Source organism: Xanthomarina sp. F1114 (genome assembly GCF_026410255.1).
Lineage (GTDB): Bacteria > Bacteroidota > Bacteroidia > Flavobacteriales > Flavobacteriaceae > Xanthomarina.
This window is the reverse complement of sequence record NZ_JAPMLL010000004.1, coordinates 103,388-121,318: the sequence shown is the minus strand read 5'-3', so window position 1 is coordinate 121,318 and position 17,931 is coordinate 103,388. Positions and strand designations below refer to the sequence as shown.

The 17,931-nt window shown below is 32.2% G+C and carries 19 protein-coding genes and 1 pseudogene; 13 read left to right on the top strand and 7 right to left on the bottom strand.

The genetic code is table 11. The features are described 5' to 3' along the window. Positions 1–53 precede the first annotated feature (53 nt). From OS188_RS04395 to OS188_RS04375, 5 genes are all read left to right on the top strand, one after another. Positions 54–596 carry a GNAT family N-acetyltransferase gene (locus OS188_RS04395; protein WP_267147612.1) on the top strand — a complete coding sequence of 181 codons (543 nt, stop codon included), beginning with the start codon at positions 54–56 and terminating at the stop codon, positions 594–596. Between the two features lie 493 nt (positions 597–1,089). Beyond that, complete coding sequence (locus tag OS188_RS04390) at positions 1,090–1,524, top strand: RrF2 family transcriptional regulator (RefSeq protein ID WP_267147611.1); 435 nt, start codon at positions 1,090–1,092, stop codon at positions 1,522–1,524. A gap of 136 nt (positions 1,525–1,660) precedes the next feature. Continuing rightward, entirely contained in the window at positions 1,661–2,392 is a 732-nt protein-coding gene (gene ric / locus OS188_RS04385) for an iron-sulfur cluster repair di-iron protein (protein ID WP_267147610.1), read from the top strand. Positions 2,393–2,677: 285 nt separating this feature from the next. Further along, a complete protein-coding gene (locus tag OS188_RS04380) occupies positions 2,678–3,811 on the top strand; it encodes a hypothetical protein (RefSeq protein ID WP_267147609.1) in 1,134 nt (377 codons plus the stop codon). Further along, complete coding sequence (locus OS188_RS04375) at positions 3,808–4,269, top strand: hemerythrin domain-containing protein (RefSeq protein WP_267147608.1); 462 nt, start codon at positions 3,808–3,810, stop codon at positions 4,267–4,269. The genes OS188_RS04380 and OS188_RS04375 overlap by 4 nt, the downstream gene beginning before the upstream one ends. 85 nt (positions 4,270–4,354) lie before the next feature. Here OS188_RS04375 and OS188_RS04370 read toward each other — a convergent pair whose 3' ends face one another. From OS188_RS04370 to nirK, 4 genes are all read right to left on the bottom strand, one after another. After that, positions 4,355–5,629 carry an alginate export family protein gene (locus tag OS188_RS04370; protein ID WP_267147607.1) on the bottom strand — a complete coding sequence of 425 codons (1,275 nt, stop codon included), beginning with the start codon at positions 5,627–5,629 and terminating at the stop codon, positions 4,355–4,357. A gap of 63 nt (positions 5,630–5,692) precedes the next feature. Next, the gene (locus OS188_RS04365) at positions 5,693–6,412 is read right to left on the bottom strand and encodes an SCO family protein (protein WP_267147606.1); all 720 of its coding nucleotides are present in this window, start codon (positions 6,410–6,412) and stop codon (positions 5,693–5,695) included. Then, complete coding sequence (locus OS188_RS04360) at positions 6,413–7,189, bottom strand: formylglycine-generating enzyme family protein (protein WP_267147605.1); 777 nt, start codon at positions 7,187–7,189, stop codon at positions 6,413–6,415. A 16-nt stretch (positions 7,190–7,205) separates the two neighbouring features. Then, the gene (nirK, locus tag OS188_RS04355) at positions 7,206–8,666 is read right to left on the bottom strand and encodes a copper-containing nitrite reductase (protein ID WP_267147604.1); all 1,461 of its coding nucleotides are present in this window, start codon (positions 8,664–8,666) and stop codon (positions 7,206–7,208) included. 164 nt (positions 8,667–8,830) lie between these two features. Between nirK and OS188_RS04350 the strand changes: the two genes are divergently transcribed. The 8 genes from OS188_RS04350 (at position 8,831) to OS188_RS04315 (ending at position 15,682) form a co-directional block, all read left to right on the top strand. Further along, a complete protein-coding gene (locus tag OS188_RS04350) occupies positions 8,831–9,988 on the top strand; it encodes a hypothetical protein (protein WP_267147603.1) in 1,158 nt (385 codons plus the stop codon). A 120-nt stretch (positions 9,989–10,108) separates the two neighbouring features. Continuing rightward, positions 10,109–10,873, top strand: a complete 765-nt coding sequence (locus OS188_RS04345) for a ParA family protein (protein ID WP_267147602.1) — start codon at positions 10,109–10,111, stop codon at positions 10,871–10,873. 2 nt (positions 10,874–10,875) lie between these two features. Next, the gene (locus OS188_RS04340; RefSeq protein WP_267147601.1) at positions 10,876–11,775 is read left to right on the top strand and encodes a ParB/RepB/Spo0J family partition protein; all 900 of its coding nucleotides are present in this window, start codon (positions 10,876–10,878) and stop codon (positions 11,773–11,775) included. Next, positions 11,765–12,367: a DUF5683 domain-containing protein gene (locus tag OS188_RS04335; protein ID WP_267147600.1), complete on the top strand. Its 603-nt coding sequence runs from the start codon at positions 11,765–11,767 to the stop codon at positions 12,365–12,367. The genes OS188_RS04340 and OS188_RS04335 overlap by 11 nt, the downstream gene beginning before the upstream one ends. Before the next feature lies 1 nt (position 12,368). Next, a complete protein-coding gene (gene dapB, locus OS188_RS04330; protein WP_267147599.1) occupies positions 12,369–13,070 on the top strand; it encodes a 4-hydroxy-tetrahydrodipicolinate reductase in 702 nt (233 codons plus the stop codon). A gap of 64 nt (positions 13,071–13,134) precedes the next feature. Then, complete coding sequence (lepB, locus tag OS188_RS04325; RefSeq protein ID WP_267147598.1) at positions 13,135–14,712, top strand: signal peptidase I; 1,578 nt, start codon at positions 13,135–13,137, stop codon at positions 14,710–14,712. A 41-nt stretch (positions 14,713–14,753) separates the two neighbouring features. Continuing rightward, positions 14,754–15,374: a WbqC family protein gene (locus OS188_RS04320; protein ID WP_267147597.1), complete on the top strand. Its 621-nt coding sequence runs from the start codon at positions 14,754–14,756 to the stop codon at positions 15,372–15,374. Then, positions 15,374–15,682, top strand: a complete 309-nt coding sequence (locus tag OS188_RS04315; RefSeq protein ID WP_267147596.1) for a DUF6122 family protein — start codon at positions 15,374–15,376, stop codon at positions 15,680–15,682. Before OS188_RS04320 ends, OS188_RS04315 begins: the two co-directional genes overlap by 1 nt. Here the strand turns inward: OS188_RS04315 and OS188_RS04310 are convergent. The 3 genes and pseudogenes from OS188_RS04310 to OS188_RS04300 all read right to left on the bottom strand — a co-directional run bounded on the left by OS188_RS04310 (position 15,675) and on the right by OS188_RS04300 (position 17,929). Continuing rightward, positions 15,675–15,973, bottom strand: a pseudogene (locus OS188_RS04310) (DMT family transporter). The gene OS188_RS04315 and the pseudogene OS188_RS04310 sit on opposite strands and share 8 nt — an antisense overlap. 50 nt (positions 15,974–16,023) lie before the next feature. Further along, positions 16,024–17,049, bottom strand: coding sequence for an endonuclease/exonuclease/phosphatase family protein (locus tag OS188_RS04305; RefSeq protein ID WP_267147595.1), 1,026 nt, complete (start codon positions 17,047–17,049; stop codon positions 16,024–16,026). 10 nt (positions 17,050–17,059) lie between these two features. After that, positions 17,060–17,929: a rhomboid family intramembrane serine protease gene (locus OS188_RS04300; RefSeq protein WP_267147594.1), complete on the bottom strand. Its 870-nt coding sequence runs from the start codon at positions 17,927–17,929 to the stop codon at positions 17,060–17,062. Positions 17,930–17,931 lie beyond the last annotated feature (2 nt).

Genomic DNA, 17,931 nt, shown 5'->3' with positions numbered 1-17,931 from the left:
TTAAATAGTATGGCCAAATTTTCATCTAACTACAAAATATAACAGTTTATAATATGGGGAATTTATACATTTTTAAATCAGAAAGACTCGGATTTCGTAATTGGAACAAAAACGACCTAACGGAGTTTGCTAAAATAAATGCGGATATCGACGTTATGGCGCATTTTCCAAATACTCTAACTACAACTGAAACATCGGAGTTTATTGAAAGACTTCAAAACCATTATAAAACATACGGTTATAATTATTTTGCTACCGAAATTTTAGAAACTGGAGAGTTTATAGGATTTATAGGTTTAGCTTACCAAGATTATAAAACAGATTTTACCCCTGCTGTTGATATTGGTTGGCGACTAAAAAAGTCTGCCTGGGGAAATGGTTATGCTACAGAAGGCGCAAAAAAATGTCTTGACTTCGCTTTTAAAAAAACGGAGTTAAAGAAGGTAATTGCAGTATGTACAGAGCGTAATTTTAAATCGGAAAGCGTGATGAAGAAAATTGGAATGACTAAGGCGGGTGAATTTAAACACCCAAAACTAAAAGCATATCCAGCATATGAAAACTGCCTGTGTTATCAAATAAACAAACCTGATTAACCTATCTATTTAATAATTTTAAATAAAAACTAACCCCTTGAAAAATAATCTTTCAAGGGGTTTCACTTAACTAATATTCCGATTTTAGTTTATCTAACTAAGAGAAATCGGATTAAAAACAATCTTTATTTACCTTGCCTGTATGGTTTATGTTTTCATTTTGCTAAAACTCTAAGTACTCTAAACTTGATAATATTTTGTTTTTATCGTAAAACAAAACCTCAAATAACCAGTTTTACTACTTATCTATTTCAATGGAATACTACAATTCTAATAACTATTTGCAAATTACTTGCAGTTATAGCTAAAATACTAACATACTAATTATAATCTAAATTTCAAATTAAGCTTCTCTCCTTTCCGATTTCGTAAGAAAATAGAACTAATTTTCACCTCTATTATAAAAGGCAAAAAAATTAACAATATTTAATTCGGATAAGTTTGTCCGTATTAAATATTTAATTTACATTTGTACCATAATTAAAAAGAATATATGTTTTCTAAAGCATGCGAATACGGAATTAAGGCGTCTATTTTTATAGCCTTGAACTCTTACGAAAGTAAACGGGTAAGCCTTAAGGCTATTGCTAAGGAAATAAATTCGCCAGAAGCTTTTACAGCAAAAATTCTTCAAGATTTAGTAAGAAATGGTATTATAAAATCTGTAAAAGGTGCTTATGGTGGTTTTGAGATAGATAAATACGCTATTTCTAGTATAAAATTATCGCAAATTGTAAATGCTATTGATGGCGACAATATTTATAAAGGATGTGGTTTAGGGTTGAATACCTGCGATGAGAACCATCCCTGCCCTGTTCACGACAAATTTAAAAGTGTAAGAGACGAACTAAAACACATGCTTGAACATACTAATTTAGAAGAATTAGCTTTAGACATAAAATCTGGAGTAGCATTTTTAAAGACTTAAAAAAATTTAAAAACAAATAGGACAAAAATATCCGAATAGATTAAAAACAAGTATTAATTAATAAAACACCCTTAAAAACACCAATTCTTTTAACATAGAAAGAATAACAAATAAAAGAAAAGGTTGGGAGAAGCACATGGAAACATTAAGTAAAGAATCACAAAAGGAAATAGGCCAATATGTTGCCGAAGATTACAGAACTGCATCAGTTTTCTCTAAATACGGAATAGATTTCTGTTGCAAAGGAAATAGAACTATTGAAGAAGTTTGTACTAAAAACAATCTTGATAGCAACTTATTATTAAACGATTTAGAAAAAGTTGTATCTACTAATACAGATCAGTCTATAGATTACAGATCTTGGCCTTTAGATTTATTAGCAGAGTATGTGGAGAAAAAACACCACAGATATGTAGAGGAAAAAACTCCGGTTTTACACCAATTTTTAGACAAATTGTGTAAAGTTCATGGTGGTAGACATCCAGAATTATTTAAAATCAACGAATTGTTTACTGCATCTACAGGAGAGTTAGCTTCGCACATGAAAAAAGAAGAATTAATTCTTTTTCCTTTCATTAAAAAAATGGTGAAAGCTCAAATAGACAAAAGTCCGGTTACATCTCCCCAATTTGGTACGGTTAAGAACCCAATTGCAATGATGATGGCAGAACATGAAAATGAGGGTGAACGTTTTAGAGAAATTGCCGAACTATCAGACAATTATACTCCACCAGCAGATGCTTGTAATACCTATAAAGTAACATTTGCTATGTTGGATGAATTTGAAAAAGATTTACACTTACATATACATTTAGAAAATAACATCTTATTCCCTGAAGCTGAAAAGTTAGAAAAACTTATTCAGTAATCTTTAATGGTATTTTCTAATATAAACCTGGGAGTCATTCCCCAATAAAACTTCCAGGTTTAATTATAATTTTTATTTATAATAGTTGTTCATTAAAAGCACTTCTCCTGTTACTAATAATAGTTTAAATTTGTTGAGGAGTAAATTTATGTTTCTTTAGTTTGTCATACAAGAGGAGTGTTTTTTTTAATTATATCTTTATATTTACAACTCAGCTATTTATTTTAATTTATGCCCAAAAAGCTCGTACTTACTTGCTTAATAAATTTTCTTATTGCCGCCCTCATGGGATTAGCTTTACGCTATACTTATATCTCGCCAATTCCATTTAATTATAGATTTTTAACACATGCACATTCTCATGTGGCTATGTTGGGATGGGTGTATTTAATGCTTTATACACTGTTTATATATTTCTTTGTTCCAGAAAAGAAACCCATCTATAATAGACTATTTTGGGTTACAGAACTCGCAGTAGTAGGCATGATGATTAGCTTTCCATTTCAAGGCTATGCTGCTATATCAATAAGCTTCTCTACGCTTCATATATTTTGTAGTTATTACTTTGTTAGACTTATTTGGAAAAATCATAAAACAGATTCCGTAGTTACTAGCTATTTACTCAAGTCTTCTCTTATTTTTATGACTGTTTCTACTATTGGCGTTTGGTGTTTGGGACCAGCTGTTGGCTTATTAGGTCAGGCATCTGCTTTTTATCAAATTGCCATACAGTTCTTTTTACATTTTCAGTTTAATGGCTGGTTTCTAATTGCCGTTTTAGCCGTTTTAATATATAAACTTCAAATAAAGGACTCTAAAGAATTTAGAACATTTTTTAAATTACTAATTATTTCTACTATTCTAACTTTTGCGCTTCCAGTAAATTGGTTTGCCCCACATATTTCGTTATTATGGATTAATGGCTTAGGCGTATTTCTACAAATTATAAGTCTTATTCTGTTTTTAAAATTAATTAAAAAACCATTTAAGCAGCTTTTAGATTCCAGTTCTAAAATTACCAGATATATGTTCCACTTCTCATTGCTGTGTTTTATACTAAAAATTGGTCTCCAAACCTTATCTCTAATTCCTGAGATTTCAAATATGGCTTTTCAACATAGAAATTTAGTTATTGGTTTTATCCATTTAACTATGTTAGGAGTTATTAGTGGATTTTTATTTGCATTTATATTACAAAGTAAATTAGTTACACAAAGTAGAAACTTAAATTATGGTATGTATATTTTTATTTTAGGATTTATTCTTACCGAAATTATAATTATAGCTCAAGGTTGTTTATTCTACGTAGGTATTGGATTGTTGCCTAACTATTATGTCCTGCTATTTATTAGTAGTATCTTACTTCCTTTAGGAGTTTTTAGCCTTATTTTTAATATTTACAAAACCAAATTAGTATGAAAACTAAACCTCAAAAACGTCATAAAGCCTTACAACCTTTAAGCAGAGAACATCATCATGGCTTACTTTTATCTTGGAAAATAAGAAGTGGTTTTAATAAAGGTATCGAACCAAAGCGTATAAAAGCATATGCTGATTGGTTTTTTGAAAATCATTTAATTCCTCATTTTGAATTGGAAGAAGCCCATATTTTTTCCATTTTAGATGAAAACAATGAATTAGTAAAACGCGCATTAGCAGAGCACAGGCGTCTGAAGCGATTGTTTTCTGAAACCGAAGTAGAACCTAAAACTTTGAGTAAAATTGAAGAGGAATTAGAGCAACACATCCGCTTTGAAGAACGAGTTCTTTTTCCAGAGGTACAAAAGGTTGCAACGGAAGCGCAGTTATTATATATAGAAAAAATTCATCAATCGGAGCCTTTTAACGACAACCTGGATGATGAATTTTGGAAGTAATTCATAATATATATCTTATACAAGTCTTTTTAAAACAAAAAACCTCTACAATTTATAAATTGTAGAGGTTTTTTAAATTTTAAAATTAATCTATAGTCTCTGCTTTCTTAAAAGATGTTTTAAATAATGATGGTTTAACAACAATCATGGCCCAGGCCCAATTATTTGTTTCACTTTTATCGCCTCCTTTTAAAATTTCCATACTTTCTGTTGCAAACATTTGAGAGTATCCTACTTGAAACTGAATGTCTTTAGACAAACTATAACCTAGCACTAAATCGATTTCTGTACCTAAAGAATTACTCATTTTCTCTCCCATCCCATCAACAATAGTTGCTGCCGAAGAAAAGAAATGTGGCATTAACTTAGCTGAAAATTTATTCTTATTAAAAGCGACTGTTGCATTAATATCTAATAAACCTACAGAGTTTATATGGTTTCCAACATAGAAATAATCCATCCATCCATTAAATTTATGATTGGTTCCATACCAGGGATTAAAAGACTCTATTTTGTTACTGTTAGAGTCCATATCGGTTCCAGACAAATATTCTCCACCTAAGCCTACATTAAAGTTTTCGCCAATTGCGTAATGTGCATTTAAAGCAAAATTATATGCGCTTAACTTAGTGTTGGCAATTTTTCCTGTTTGAAAATAGATAGAAGCATCTGCTTTTAATTTATTCTGTCCATATGTGGCATGTGTCCCAAAAGTTTGATTGTAATCTACCTCTTGCTCATTATTGCTATTTTCAAACGCATAGCCATTATTAAGTGCTAAAAAACTTAATCCGAAGCTATCCAAATTGGCGTGATACCATACATATTGAAACGATTTATAATTATTAACATTATAATCTATTTCAAATAAAGATTCACTTTCGGCACTAATTGCCAAACCTAGGTCTATTCTATTATTATCGTTAGGCCTAAACGTTGCAATTAAAGCATCGTGACTTCTAGCTTGTTGTGCCCAACCAACATTACCAAACATACGCTGATCGTCGTAAATAATTTCTTGACGTCCAAACTTCAAGGAGAACTGATTATTTAACAAGAGTTCTGCCCATGCTTCATGAATAGCTGTTCCATTTTTATCGGATAAAGATGATGTTGCTACATCTCCCCAAACTCTTACGTTTTGAGCACTAAAATAAACATTTAACTTTTCGCTATTATAGCCAAAATTTAACCGTGTACGTTGAGATACAAAGGCTGCCGGATCAAGCATATCATCGGCTAGAGTTTTGTATCCATGTCTATATTCAAATCTCGGCCTTAACTCGGCAGAAATTTCAAATTCTTGGGCATAAGTCGCCATGCCAAGTCCTATACATAGGACTGCTAATAGTTTTTTCATCTGAATTTTTATAAGGATTTTCGCGTTTTATAACGCTTTCAATAATTTATTGAATACTAATTATTATTGTGTTAGTTGTAAAATAGACTCAACCGTTTCTTTATTATCGACACCTAAACCTTCTTGCTGGTGAATTAATTCTCCTTCTTTATTAAAGACACTAATAATGTTTGAATGTGAAAAATCTATCGGTGAAATTTCTTTGTATTTAACCGATAATACATTAGCAAATTCTCTGACTCCACTTTCTGTACCTTGTAAAAATGTCCAGTGTTCGTCATTCATAGCATTTTCTTTGGCAAAATCTTTAAGACGTTTTGGTGTGTCTACAGTAGGGTCTATACTTACTAGAACAAACTGAAGGTCGCCAAGGTTTTCTTTAGGAATTTGCGCTTCAATATTTCTCATATCGGCAACTAGTCTTGGACAAGCAGCTTTACAAGACGTATAAATCATAACCATAACTAAATTTTTCCCTTTTAAATCTTTTAGCTGAATTTCCTCATCTTCTTCTGTATGCCACTTACTTGTAAGGTTAAAAATAGATTCATCTGAAATCTCATTTGTGGTTTCTTTTTTTGATACTTCACCTTCCACTACTTGAAGATCCATTTTACAAATTGGGCAGTTTACATTTTCATCATAGGTTTTACCTCCTTCGCACTTCATAGGGCATTGGTATACAACTAATTGCTCGTGGGATGCCTTAGATTTATCAGAATTACATGATGTTATTACAGTTAATAACATCAACATAGATATAATAGCTTTTAAATTCTTCATTTACATATTTTGTTTTATGTCCTGAACGCAACGAAACCCTAAGTTTTTCATAGAATTTTTCGCCTGTAAACTTCCTCTGATAGCATAACGCATAAAGGCAGCATAATTCATTAAGTCTGTAGCATTAATGGATGCACTGCCACAGAATAGGTTACTATCTTTGTCGGTATCTTTTCTAGATTCTCCCGTTATTAATACCGAATTAAAATCAAGTGTCCACTCCCAAACCAATCCATGTAAATCATAAACTCCCCATATATTTTTAGGACTTTCCCCTATTACAGGTTGTTTCTTTGGAGCTTCATACCAAGCTAAAATTCTTGAATTGTACTCAGGCTTAACTCGGGCATCTTTTGTGGTTTCGTCTGCCATTGCCGCATATTCCCATTCATCAATAGTTGGCAAACGTTTATCTTGACATTCGCAATAAGCTTTGGCAGCAAACCAAGATACATTCGTAATTGGACTGTTAGAGTTAACAGAATCGTTCATTTTTAAATCTGAGTCCCAATTCGACAAATAACTTTTATCCGCGAATAATCCTTTTACTTTAGATTTTCGCCACTTCGGGTTCTCTTTTAAAAATTTTGTATAGTCTTCAACACTTACCGGATAGACATCCATCCTAAAGTCTTTCACTTCTACTACAGTCGAGTCTCGACCATACAATGGTATATATCGGTTTCCTTCTATAAGAACCATGTCTTTAGCTTGTCCAAACATTAAAGATTGAAACGTGATACATATTATAAACAAACTAAAGACTTTGGTTTTCATATTTTCTATTATTTTCTTATTGATTTTTAACTTTCTCTACCATTTCTTTAGACACTACTGTTCCATTATTACCCCAGCTGTTATAAACATAAGTCAGAACATTAGCAACCTCTTCAGAAGAAATCATCTGTCTTGTCATAACACTATTATAAGTCTCTCCGTTTACAGTAATTTCGCCGCTAAGTCCATTAACCACAGCACTAATAGCACGATTTACATCAGCATTTAAATAATCTGATTTTGCCAATGGAGGAAACGCATTAGGAATACCTTGGCCTTCCCCTTGGTGACAAGCAAAACAGGTTTGCATATAAACTTGCTTACCAAATTTCATTTGTTCTTCCATAGACTTCGCTGGTACATCAGATTCCACAATTTCATCTGTAGTAGGCATACTTTGAATTCCAGGACCTTCTGGCAAATAAATTCCTTCATATATTTCACCAGAATAAATTTTCTCGTTCTCTTCTCCTTCAACATTTAAGATACCTAAAGCACCCTTATTAAAGGCTCTAAATATAGAGTGATCTACTAATACTAAAGATCCAGGAACATCCACTCTAAACTCAACAATAGCAGCACCTCCAGCTGGAATAAGTGTTGTTTGAATGTTTTCGTTAATTAAGTCTCCTCCTTCTACATATACTTTGTCGAAAATTTCTCCAATTACATGGAAAGATGAAACTAAGTTTGGACCACCGTTACCAACATAAAGTCTTACAGTCTCTCCTACTTTAGCCGTAATAGCGTTGTCTCCAGTTAAACCATCAACACTTCCGTTAAACACAACATAATCTGCATTTTCGTCCACAGCTTTCTGCATATCGAATGGTTGTAACCCTCTTTCACCATTTTTACCTTTGGTGTAGAAATCACCTTGCATAATATAGTATTCTTTATCAACAGGTGATAAACCTCCTTCTGGTTCAACCAAAATTAAACCATACATTCCGTTTGCAATGTGCATTCCAACTGGTGCTGTAGCACAATGGTAAACAAAAAGTCCTGGGTTTAAGGTTTTAAATGAAAAGGTTTTTTCAAATCCTGGTGCAACGAACGACGATTCGGCTCCACCTCCAGGTCCTGTTACAGCATGCAAATCAATATTATGAGGTAATTTATTATCTGGATGGTTAGATAATGTAAATTCTACTTCGTCACCAACTCTTGTTCTAATAAAGCTTCCAGGGACAGAACCTCCAAAAGTCCAGTAATTGTATCTTACTCCAGAAGTTAATTCTCCTTCTTGTTCAAGAATCTCCATATTAACCTTAAGTTTTTTTGCTTTTCTTGTTCCAACGGGTGTTGGCACATTAGGAGGAGCGGTTAATTCAGCCATCATTTCCTGGTTTACAGGTATTTCAGCTGTGCTTGTTTCTTCTTTCTTGTCGTTTAAACAAGCTACAAAAAACATGGGCATTGCCAACAAAGCAATACTCTTTACTAAGTTTCTTTTTAATTTTTGGTTTGATTTCATAAGTGTGATTTTTAGTGGTTTTCTTTAAAATTACATAAATCGGACAAATCTATCCTCTATCCTACACTGCAAATATATAAGTCCTAATAGAGGAAAAACATGACTAAAGTCATGTAATTAATTTTTAAATAATATCTTTGATTGATAAAACTAAAAAAGATAACATGAAAACCCCAATCTTTCTACTATTAATTTTTTTTTCCACTTTTGTCTTTGCTCAAAATAAAAACCTTCCTACTATAACTTTTAAAGATGGTTCAAAAGTTCAGTTTAAAAAAACCAGTTTTAATTTAGACTCAGACTCCTATATTATTGGAATAATAGCAAAAACTGATAATAATGTAAAAACTACTTATGGTGTTACTGAAATAGAAAGTTTCAACGACAATAATACCAGGTATGTACCTAGACAATATAAAAACACTATTTACTTATTTGAAGAGGTTATCATAGGCGCACTTTCAGTTTATAAAAGTGGGAAACACTATTTTTTAAACAATGACGAACATGGCTTTAGAGAGATATCCAGAGTTGTAGTAAATGATAAAGAATTAAATAAATTTGAGTATGCCACCTTATCTGTTTATATAAACAAATGCAAAGAAGCTCAAGAACAAGCTTATAATAAGAGCCAGGTTATAACTTTTGGTACATTACAGTCTATTGTAAACACATATAATAATTGTAATTTAAATGAAGATATTCAATTTGCTACAAACGTGATAACTGAAGCGAATGCCCCGAAAGAAGTTATAGAAGTAGGAGTAAACTTGGGTTACAATTTTCTTAACACCTCTTTCGATAAATTATCTCCAGGAGTGAATAATAACTATGGAGCCCTAGTGCTTGGAGCTCAAGTGTACTTTAACACTAATATGTTAAAAAACAATATTGGTTTTGTACTTTTAGTTGACTATACTTTCCCTAACGAATTTAAATCCAGTGAAAATTCGACTTTTTTAAAAGCAGATTTATCCTATTTAACTACTATGATAGGGATACGTTATACATTTAACAACATGAGTAAAACATTTAGCCCTTACTTAGGTTTTAACGGAGGATTTATATTTAATAGTATGGCTACGATTACCGAACAACAAAATATATATGGCGCACCAACTTATTTTTATGAATCGTCCAATAAGTTAGCAAGTAGCTTTAGTGCTGGGACATATATCCGTTTTGGAAAACAAAAAATAGATTTTAATTTAACCTATCAACCAGAAACTAAATTTGAACTTATAAATACTCATGTTTTAAAAAGTATTTTTTCCTACTACAAAGCTTCTGGGTTCCAACTAAAGGCTACCTATATATTTTAATTTTAAACAAAATTCTTAACATAAATGAGTTTAACAAAAAAGATCTGTTTTTGTTAACAAGTCCGTTTTTTAAACTCACAAATAATTGTATTTTTACCGGTACAAAAAACCAAATTATTAATGGGTAAAATCATAGCAATTGCTAACCAAAAAGGAGGCGTTGGCAAAACAACCACTTCTGTTAATTTAGCGGCTTCTCTTGGGGTGCTTGAAAAAAAAGTACTTTTAATAGATGCAGATCCACAAGCTAATGCCACATCTGGCTTAGGTTTGGATGTAGACACTATAGAAGTTGGAACCTACCAACTACTTGAACATACAAAACAAGCTAAAGAGGTAACTATAAAAACTAGTACGCCTAATTTAGATATCATTCCTTCTCATATAGATTTGGTTGCTATTGAAATTGAACTTGTAGATAAGGAAGAACGTGAATACATGTTAAGAAAAGCGCTACAAGACATAAAAGATGATTATGATTTTATTTTAATTGATTGTGCTCCTTCTCTTGGCCTGTTAACATTAAATGCTTTAACAGCAGCAGACTCGGTAATTATTCCTATTCAATGTGAATATTTTGCTTTAGAAGGTTTAGGAAAACTTTTAAACACAATTAAAAGCATCCAAAAGGTACACAACACAAACTTAGATATTGAAGGTTTGTTATTAACTATGTACGACTCCCGCTTGCGTCTGTCTAACCAAGTAGTAGAAGAAGTTCAAAAGCATTTTAACGATATGGTATTCCAAACCATTATTCAAAGAAATGTAAGATTAAGTGAAGCTCCTAGTTATGGTGAAAGTATTATAAATTATGATGCTAGTAGTAAAGGTGCTTCAAATTATTTAAGTTTGGCAAAAGAACTTATTATTAAAAACTCTTAATAATGGCGAAAGCAACAAAAAAACAAGCTTTAGGTAGAGGATTATCGGCTCTTTTAAAAGATCCATCGAACGACATTTCGTCTGTTCAAGATAAAAATGCAGATAAAGTTATTGGCAGTATCGTTGAATTAGATATTGAATGTATCGATATTAACCCATTTCAACCTAGAACCAATTTCAACGAAGAAACTCTTGTAGAACTTGCTTCTTCTATTAAAGAATTAGGTGTAATTCAACCTATTACAGTAAGAAAATTAGATTTCAATAAATTTCAATTGGTCTCTGGAGAAAGACGTTTTAGAGCTTCAAAACTTATTGGTTTAAAAACTATTCCTGCTTATATTAGAATTGCTAACGATCAAGAATCGTTGGAGATGGCACTTGTTGAAAATATTCAACGTCAGGATTTAGATCCAATAGAAATAGCTCTGTCTTATCAAAGATTAATAGACGAAATTAATTTAACTCAAGAGCAAATGAGCGAACGTGTGGGTAAAAAACGTTCGACCATTGCCAATTACTTGCGTCTATTAAAATTAGATCCAATTATCCAAACAGGTATGCGGGATGGCTTTATTTCCATGGGTCACGGAAGAGCCATTATAAATATTGAAGATCAAGGCATTCAATTAGATATCTACGAGAAAATTATAACTAATAAGCTTTCTGTTAGAGACACGGAAGCATTAGTAAAAACCTATCAAAACAAAAAAACACTAAAAGTTCCTGAAAAGAAAGAAGTACCTCTTTTCTTAAAAGATGGGGTTAAAGATTTTTCAGAATACTTTGGACATAAAATTAACGTTAAGGTTTCTAAGAATGGAAAAGGAAGCATTACAATTCCCTTTCATTCGGAAGAAGACTTTAATCGCATGTTAAAACTTATTAAAAGTGCCAAATAAACAGGTTATACTAGTTGTTTTTTTACTTGCATTTTGTTTATCGACTTTCGCCCAGGAAGACAAGAAAAAAGATAAGAAAAAGAACGAAAACAATATTCCAACCGAAGAGTTGGTTGTTGAAGCAGGTTCTATAATTCAAGATCCAATAGATCCACTTGCCCCAGCACGAGCCGCCTTCTACTCTGCCGTTCTTCCTGGATTAGGTCAAGCATACAATAAAAAATACTGGAAAATTCCAATTGTATATGCCGGTTTAGGCGTAAGTGTTTATTTCTATATAAATAATAACAACGAATACCATAGATATAGAGATGCTTACAAAAGACGTTTGGCTGGTTTTGAAGACGACGAGTTTTTTGGAACAGTAACCACATCTGGTTTAAGAGAAGCACAGAAAACTTATAGTAGAAACAGAGAAATATCTCTTTTAGTAACTATAGGTATTTATGCGCTAAACATTATTGACGCCAATGTGGATGCACATTTACTGCAATATAATGTAGATGACAAACTATCCTTAAGGCCTCATTATAAAATTAACGAAATGGACAATGTTGGAGATCTTGGCTTAACACTTAACTATAAGTTTTAATATGAAAATAGCATTACTAGGTTACGGAAAAATGGGTAAAACAATAGAACAAATTGCTTTACAACGTGGACATGAAATAGTAATTAAAACAAATGATGAAGATGGTTACGATCTAAGTTCTGCAGATGTCGCCATAGATTTTAGTGTTCCTAAAGCAGCTTTTTTTAATATTGCAAAATGCTTGAAACTTGGTGTTCCTGTAATTTCGGGAACTACAGGATGGCTAGAAAATTACGATGCAGCTGTTAAACTATGTCATGAAAATAATGGGGCGTTCCTTTCTGCTTCTAATTTTAGTTTGGGGGTTAATATTTTTTTCGAGCTGAATAAAAACTTAGCTAAATTGATGAACCACTTAAAGCAATATGAGGTGTCTATGGAAGAAATACACCACACAGAAAAGCTAGATGCACCAAGTGGTACCGCCATTACTTTAGCTGAAGGTATTATTGAAAAACATCAAGAATATAAACATTGGATTTTAAACAAAAATAAAGAAAAATCCATTTCTATTACATCCAAACGTATTGATACTGTACCGGGTACACATGAGATTACTTATGCAAGTGAAGCGGATAGTATTTCTATTAAACACACAGCCAACAACCGGGAAGGTTTTGCGCTTGGAGCTGTAATTGCTGCAGAGTGGATTCTAGACAAAGCAGGCGTTTTTACCATGAAAGATGTGTTAAATATAGGTTAACACATATAAAAGAAGTAACATTTTTTAGTGATTTTGCACTAATAAAAAAACAAAAGAAGAAATTATGACCTTAACACAATTGTTTATTTTCCTTATAGTTATACAAATAATTCATGGATTAGGAACTTGGAAACTATACATTAAAGCTGGCAGGCAAGCTTGGGAAGCTTTTGTTCCCGTTTATAATGCCGTAATTTTAATGAAAATAATCAATAGACCATGGTGGTGGACTATTTTACTATTCTTACCTATTGTAAACCTCATTATGTTTCCTGTTGTTTGGGTGGAAACGGCGCGAAGTTTTGGGAAGAATTCGACCACAGATACTATTTTAGCTATATTTTCTTTAGGTTTTTATAATTTCTATCTTAATTATGGACTAGATTTAGAATACATAAAAGACAGGAGTTTACATCCAAGAACAACAGCTGGAGATTGGGTAAGTTCTATTCTTTTTGCAATTGTAGCTGCAACTATTGTTCATACATATTTTATCCAACCCTATACTATACCAACCTCTTCTCTAGAAAAATCATTATTAGTTGGAGATTTCCTATTTGTAAGTAAATTTCATTATGGACCTCGAGTACCAATGACTACTATTGCTGCTCCTATGGTACATGATACCATTCCTTTTATTAATAAGAAATCGTATTTATACAACGACCATGTAGAGAAAAAGAAAACGGCTTTCGTAAATAAACTGTCTTTGCCTTATATGCGCCTTCCAGGTTTTCAGAAAATAAAGCGTAACGATATTGTGGTTTTTAACTGGCCTGTAGACACCATGTTAAACATGCGCTATACGGATAGAAACCACTACAAACCTATAGATAAAAAAACCAATTATGTAAAACGTGCAGTTGGTTTACCTGGAGACACTTTAGAAGTTCGCAATGGTTATGTTTTTATAGATGGGAAACAAAACGAACTACCTGATAGAGCCAAACTTCAGTTTGCTTATAAAATTGAACCTAAAAACGGCCCCTTCAATAATGACCAGTTAACAAAAAGATATGGTATAACAGATCTGCCTCAATATAATCAGGATTATTCCTTAAGCTATTTTCCTGGAATAACAGACGAGACGTTAAATCAGTTTAAAGACCATCCAAATGTAGGAAGTGTAGAATCTTTAAAACGTGAAAAAGGCGAAAGAGAAGCTAGCGTATTTCCACACGACCCTAATTACCACTGGAACAACGATTTCTTTGGTCCACTTTATATTCCTAAAGCTGGAGGAACTATCGATATAAACCTAAATGTTCTGCCTTTATACAAGCGAGCTATTACGGAGTATGAAGATAATACGCTTCAAGTAAAAGGAAATCAGATTTATATTAATGGGGAAGTTGCAAATACTTATACATTTAAAAAGGATTATTACTGGATGATGGGAGACAACCGTCATAACTCCCAAGATGCCAGATCATGGGGATTTGTGCCTTTCGACCATGTTGTAGGAAAGCCTGTTCTTATTTGGATGAGCTGGGATAGATTTGGTAAACCACGTTGGGAACGTTTCTTTACAACAGTTCATGGAAGCGGAGAACCAGTTTCGTACTTTATTCCATTTTTAGTTTTACTAGCTGCTCTATTTGGGTTTAATAAATGGAGAAAACACAAGAAAGCCAAAGCATAGAAATTACTAATTTTTAAATTTTCCAGGAAACAGTTATTCTTATGAACGCGCTTATTCATCCTACATATTTCCCTAATATTGCGCATGCTGCAGCCATGCTTCATGCGGATGAAGTTACGTTTGAAATGGACGATAATTACCAAAAGCAGACCTATAGAAACAGAACTTATATTTATGGTGCTAACGGTATATTAAAATTAAGCATCCCTATTATTCATACTCAAAAGGAAAGACAAAAGTATCGGGATATAAAAATATATAATGAAGAAAACTGGCAAGATAACCACTGGAAATCATTAGAAACAGCTTATAGAACCTCCCCTTTTTTTGAGTTTTATGAAGATGAACTTCATCCGTTATTTACTGAAAAAGCCGATTTTCTATTAGACTTCAACTTTAAATGTATGGAAGCTGTTTTAGATTGTTTACAATGGGAAATTAACAGTTCTAAAACTGAAACCTTTCAGAAAACTGTAGAAGACAAAATGGATTTCAGGTATTTAGCAAATGCCAGAAAAGAAAAGTTTTATAATTTTGATGCTTACACCCAGGTGTTTAACGACAAACATGGTTTTATTCCAAACTTAAACATTTTAGACCTGTTGTTTAGTGAAGGTCCAAATACTTTAAATTACTTAGAAAATCAATACAAATATTTATAATGCTACAACCACTTGTACATTATGGAATACACTTTCTACTACCCTTAGTTGTTGCTTTTTTATTCTTTAAATCGGCATGGAAAACTGCTTATCTTATCATGATATTAGGAATGTTAATAGATTTAGATCATCTGCTTGCAAACCCCATGTTCGATCCAAATAGATGTAGTATTAACTTTCATCCTTTACACAGTTATTACGCAATTGGTATATATGTCCTTTTATTACTTCCTAAGAAAACCAGATTAATAGGTTTAGGGTTAGTAATTCATATTATAGCCGATTCTGTAGATTGTTTACTCATGTAGAAGTTTTATTTGAAGCAAGTTTTAGGCCTAAACTAATCCTTTAAAGTAATTAAGAAGAAGACTCTCCAAAAGCTTACTGGTATCCTTAAACATAAAAATCTCAACCAACACAGTTCCTACTGCTCCAATTCCGGTGCAGAAGGCATAAGCTGTTCTTATGAATAATTCTTGAGTTACTTTAACCAAGAAATACATACTAATTGCCAGACAAACTAAAAATCTAACATACCAAGAAGTCAATTCGTTTCCTGTAGTTTCCTTAGCTTTACTAGGTCAAACAGTAAAAGCCATTTCAAATAGTCCCGCAACAATTAATAAAATCCAATTCGTTTTTATAAAGATTAAGGGTTTAGCTTAAAACTAGCCAAAAGTGGATAGTGGTCTGAATATTTATTATCAAAAGTTTTAAAGTCTGTAACTTCAAACTCTTTTTCGGCAAAAATAAAGTCGATCCTTACAGGAAAAAATTTAAAGTCGTAAGTTCTTCCAAAACCATTTCCTGCCTTTTGAAAGGCATCTTTTAAATCTCCTTTAATTTCTTTATACACATAAGAAAACGCCGAATTATTAAAATCGCCACAAATTATCATTTTATACGGACTGGCATTTTTATGTTTCAAAAACAATTCAGCTTGTACCTGTTGCATCTTAAAGGTCTGCTCTACCCGTTTAAAAATCCATTGAGACTCTTCTTTAGTCAGTTTTCCAAAATCTGCATCTATTCGGTGAGACTGTAGATGCACGTTATAAATACGAAGTGTATCGTTATTTTTAACTATATCGACAAAAATAGCGTTGTTTGACGTGTTTGGAAACTCCACAGATCCGGAATTAATAATGGGATACTGAGAGAAAATAGCTTGACCATATTTTACTTTATTGCCTGAAAGTTTTTCGAATTTATACTTAAAAAATGATAAATCGATGTTTTTATGTGGATGATATTCCTGCAAGCTAAGTATATCCGGAGCTTTAGATTTTATAAAATCGACTGCTTTAGTTTCAATCCCTTTTTCTGGAATCCAATTGTATAAGTTAAACAAGCGAACGTTATAATTCATTACAGACAAATCAGTTTCATCTGGCACGTCATTAGAGGATGTAAATTTATAAAAAGAACCCAAGGTAAAATAACCAATAATTAAAGCCGTCAAGGAGAGAATGAGTTGTTTTTTTACTTTAATTAACCAATAAATAAAGAAAAGTACATTGATGAGAATCAAAAAAGGAACTCCCAAACTTAATACAGATAGTAAGGCAAACTTTTTTGGAGGGAAATATGGTAATATATAAGAAAGTAAAAGCATAATTGCCATTAAAGCGTTAATTGAATACATCAACTTTTCGACAAACTTTAGATTTTTCATATATAATCTATTATTTACCTGCTTTAAACAAAAATTCTTTTTCTTCTTTGGTTAAGCTGTCATACCCGCTTTTTCCAATTTTATCTAAGATAACATCTATTTTTTTTTGCTTATTAAGTTCGTTAAATTCCGACTTGGTATAACCAGCAAATTTCTCAGCTTTTTTTCTATGTACAGTTTTTAAAGGCGACTTTCCAGACTTTTTAAACATACTGCTTACTCCATCCATTAGGTTTTCAAAACCTTTTCCTATATCCGTTCCTTTTTTTAATTGAACAGCATAAAAGTAGCCCAATAAAGAACCTCCAAGATGCGCTAAATAGCCACCAGAATTTGATCCAAAAAGGCCTAATACATCAATAATTACAATAGCAATACCAATATACCAGAGTTTTATATTAAAGGTAAAGAAGCGCACATCCATTTTTGGCATATATGCACATAAAAAAATCAATAAGGCTCGAACTCCAGCAGATGCTCCAACTAATCTGCTTTTGCCTTCAAAAAAGCCTGGAAATACGTTGTAGCCCAATAAAAATAATAGACCTCCAGATATAATTCCTAAGAAATAGACATTTAATCCCATTTTTATTGGGAAGAGATTCATAGACATTTTTCCAATAAAATATATCCAAATCATATTAAATAGGATGTGTAAAAAATCGTAGTGTGTAAACCCGTAAGTAAGCACTGCCCATGGTTGCAAAATGGCATCCATAAAGTCGCTAGGCAATTCTATCCAGCTTAAACTTGCATTTATATTAAAAATAACTCGAATAAATAAACCCACAAAAAAGATGAGAAAATTTATTCCTATTATTTTTTCAAATATATTCAGGTTCTGTAATTTGTCTTGTATGTCTCTGTTAAGGCTTGCCATAT

Coding starts and splice junctions, on each gene's coding strand:
- OS188_RS04390 (WP_267147611.1), top strand. CDS start 1,090: ATGTTTTCTAAAGCATGCGAATACGGAATTAAGGCGTCTATTTTTATA.
- nirK (WP_267147604.1), bottom strand. CDS start 8,666: ATGAAATCAAACCAAAAATTAAAAAGAAACTTAGTAAAGAGTATTGCT.
- ric (WP_267147610.1), top strand. CDS start 1,661: ATGGAAACATTAAGTAAAGAATCACAAAAGGAAATAGGCCAATATGTT.
- OS188_RS04380 (WP_267147609.1), top strand. CDS start 2,678: ATGGGATTAGCTTTACGCTATACTTATATCTCGCCAATTCCATTTAAT.
- OS188_RS04305 (WP_267147595.1), bottom strand. CDS start 17,049: ATGAAAAATCTAAAGTTTGTCGAAAAGTTGATGTATTCAATTAACGCT.
- OS188_RS04375 (WP_267147608.1), top strand. CDS start 3,808: ATGAAAACTAAACCTCAAAAACGTCATAAAGCCTTACAACCTTTAAGC.
- lepB (WP_267147598.1), top strand. CDS start 13,135: ATGACCTTAACACAATTGTTTATTTTCCTTATAGTTATACAAATAATT.
- OS188_RS04350 (WP_267147603.1), top strand. CDS start 8,831: ATGAAAACCCCAATCTTTCTACTATTAATTTTTTTTTCCACTTTTGTC.
- OS188_RS04360 (WP_267147605.1), bottom strand. CDS start 7,189: ATGAAAACCAAAGTCTTTAGTTTGTTTATAATATGTATCACGTTTCAA.
- OS188_RS04340 (WP_267147601.1), top strand. CDS start 10,876: ATGGCGAAAGCAACAAAAAAACAAGCTTTAGGTAGAGGATTATCGGCT.
- OS188_RS04370 (WP_267147607.1), bottom strand. CDS start 5,629: ATGAAAAAACTATTAGCAGTCCTATGTATAGGACTTGGCATGGCGACT.
- OS188_RS04315 (WP_267147596.1), top strand. CDS start 15,374: ATGCTACAACCACTTGTACATTATGGAATACACTTTCTACTACCCTTA.
- OS188_RS04300 (WP_267147594.1), bottom strand. CDS start 17,929: ATGGCAAGCCTTAACAGAGACATACAAGACAAATTACAGAACCTGAAT.
- OS188_RS04395 (WP_267147612.1), top strand. CDS start 54: ATGGGGAATTTATACATTTTTAAATCAGAAAGACTCGGATTTCGTAAT.
- OS188_RS04320 (WP_267147597.1), top strand. CDS start 14,754: ATGAACGCGCTTATTCATCCTACATATTTCCCTAATATTGCGCATGCT.
- OS188_RS04365 (WP_267147606.1), bottom strand. CDS start 6,412: ATGAAGAATTTAAAAGCTATTATATCTATGTTGATGTTATTAACTGTA.
- dapB (WP_267147599.1), top strand. CDS start 12,369: ATGAAAATAGCATTACTAGGTTACGGAAAAATGGGTAAAACAATAGAA.
- OS188_RS04345 (WP_267147602.1), top strand. CDS start 10,109: ATGGGTAAAATCATAGCAATTGCTAACCAAAAAGGAGGCGTTGGCAAA.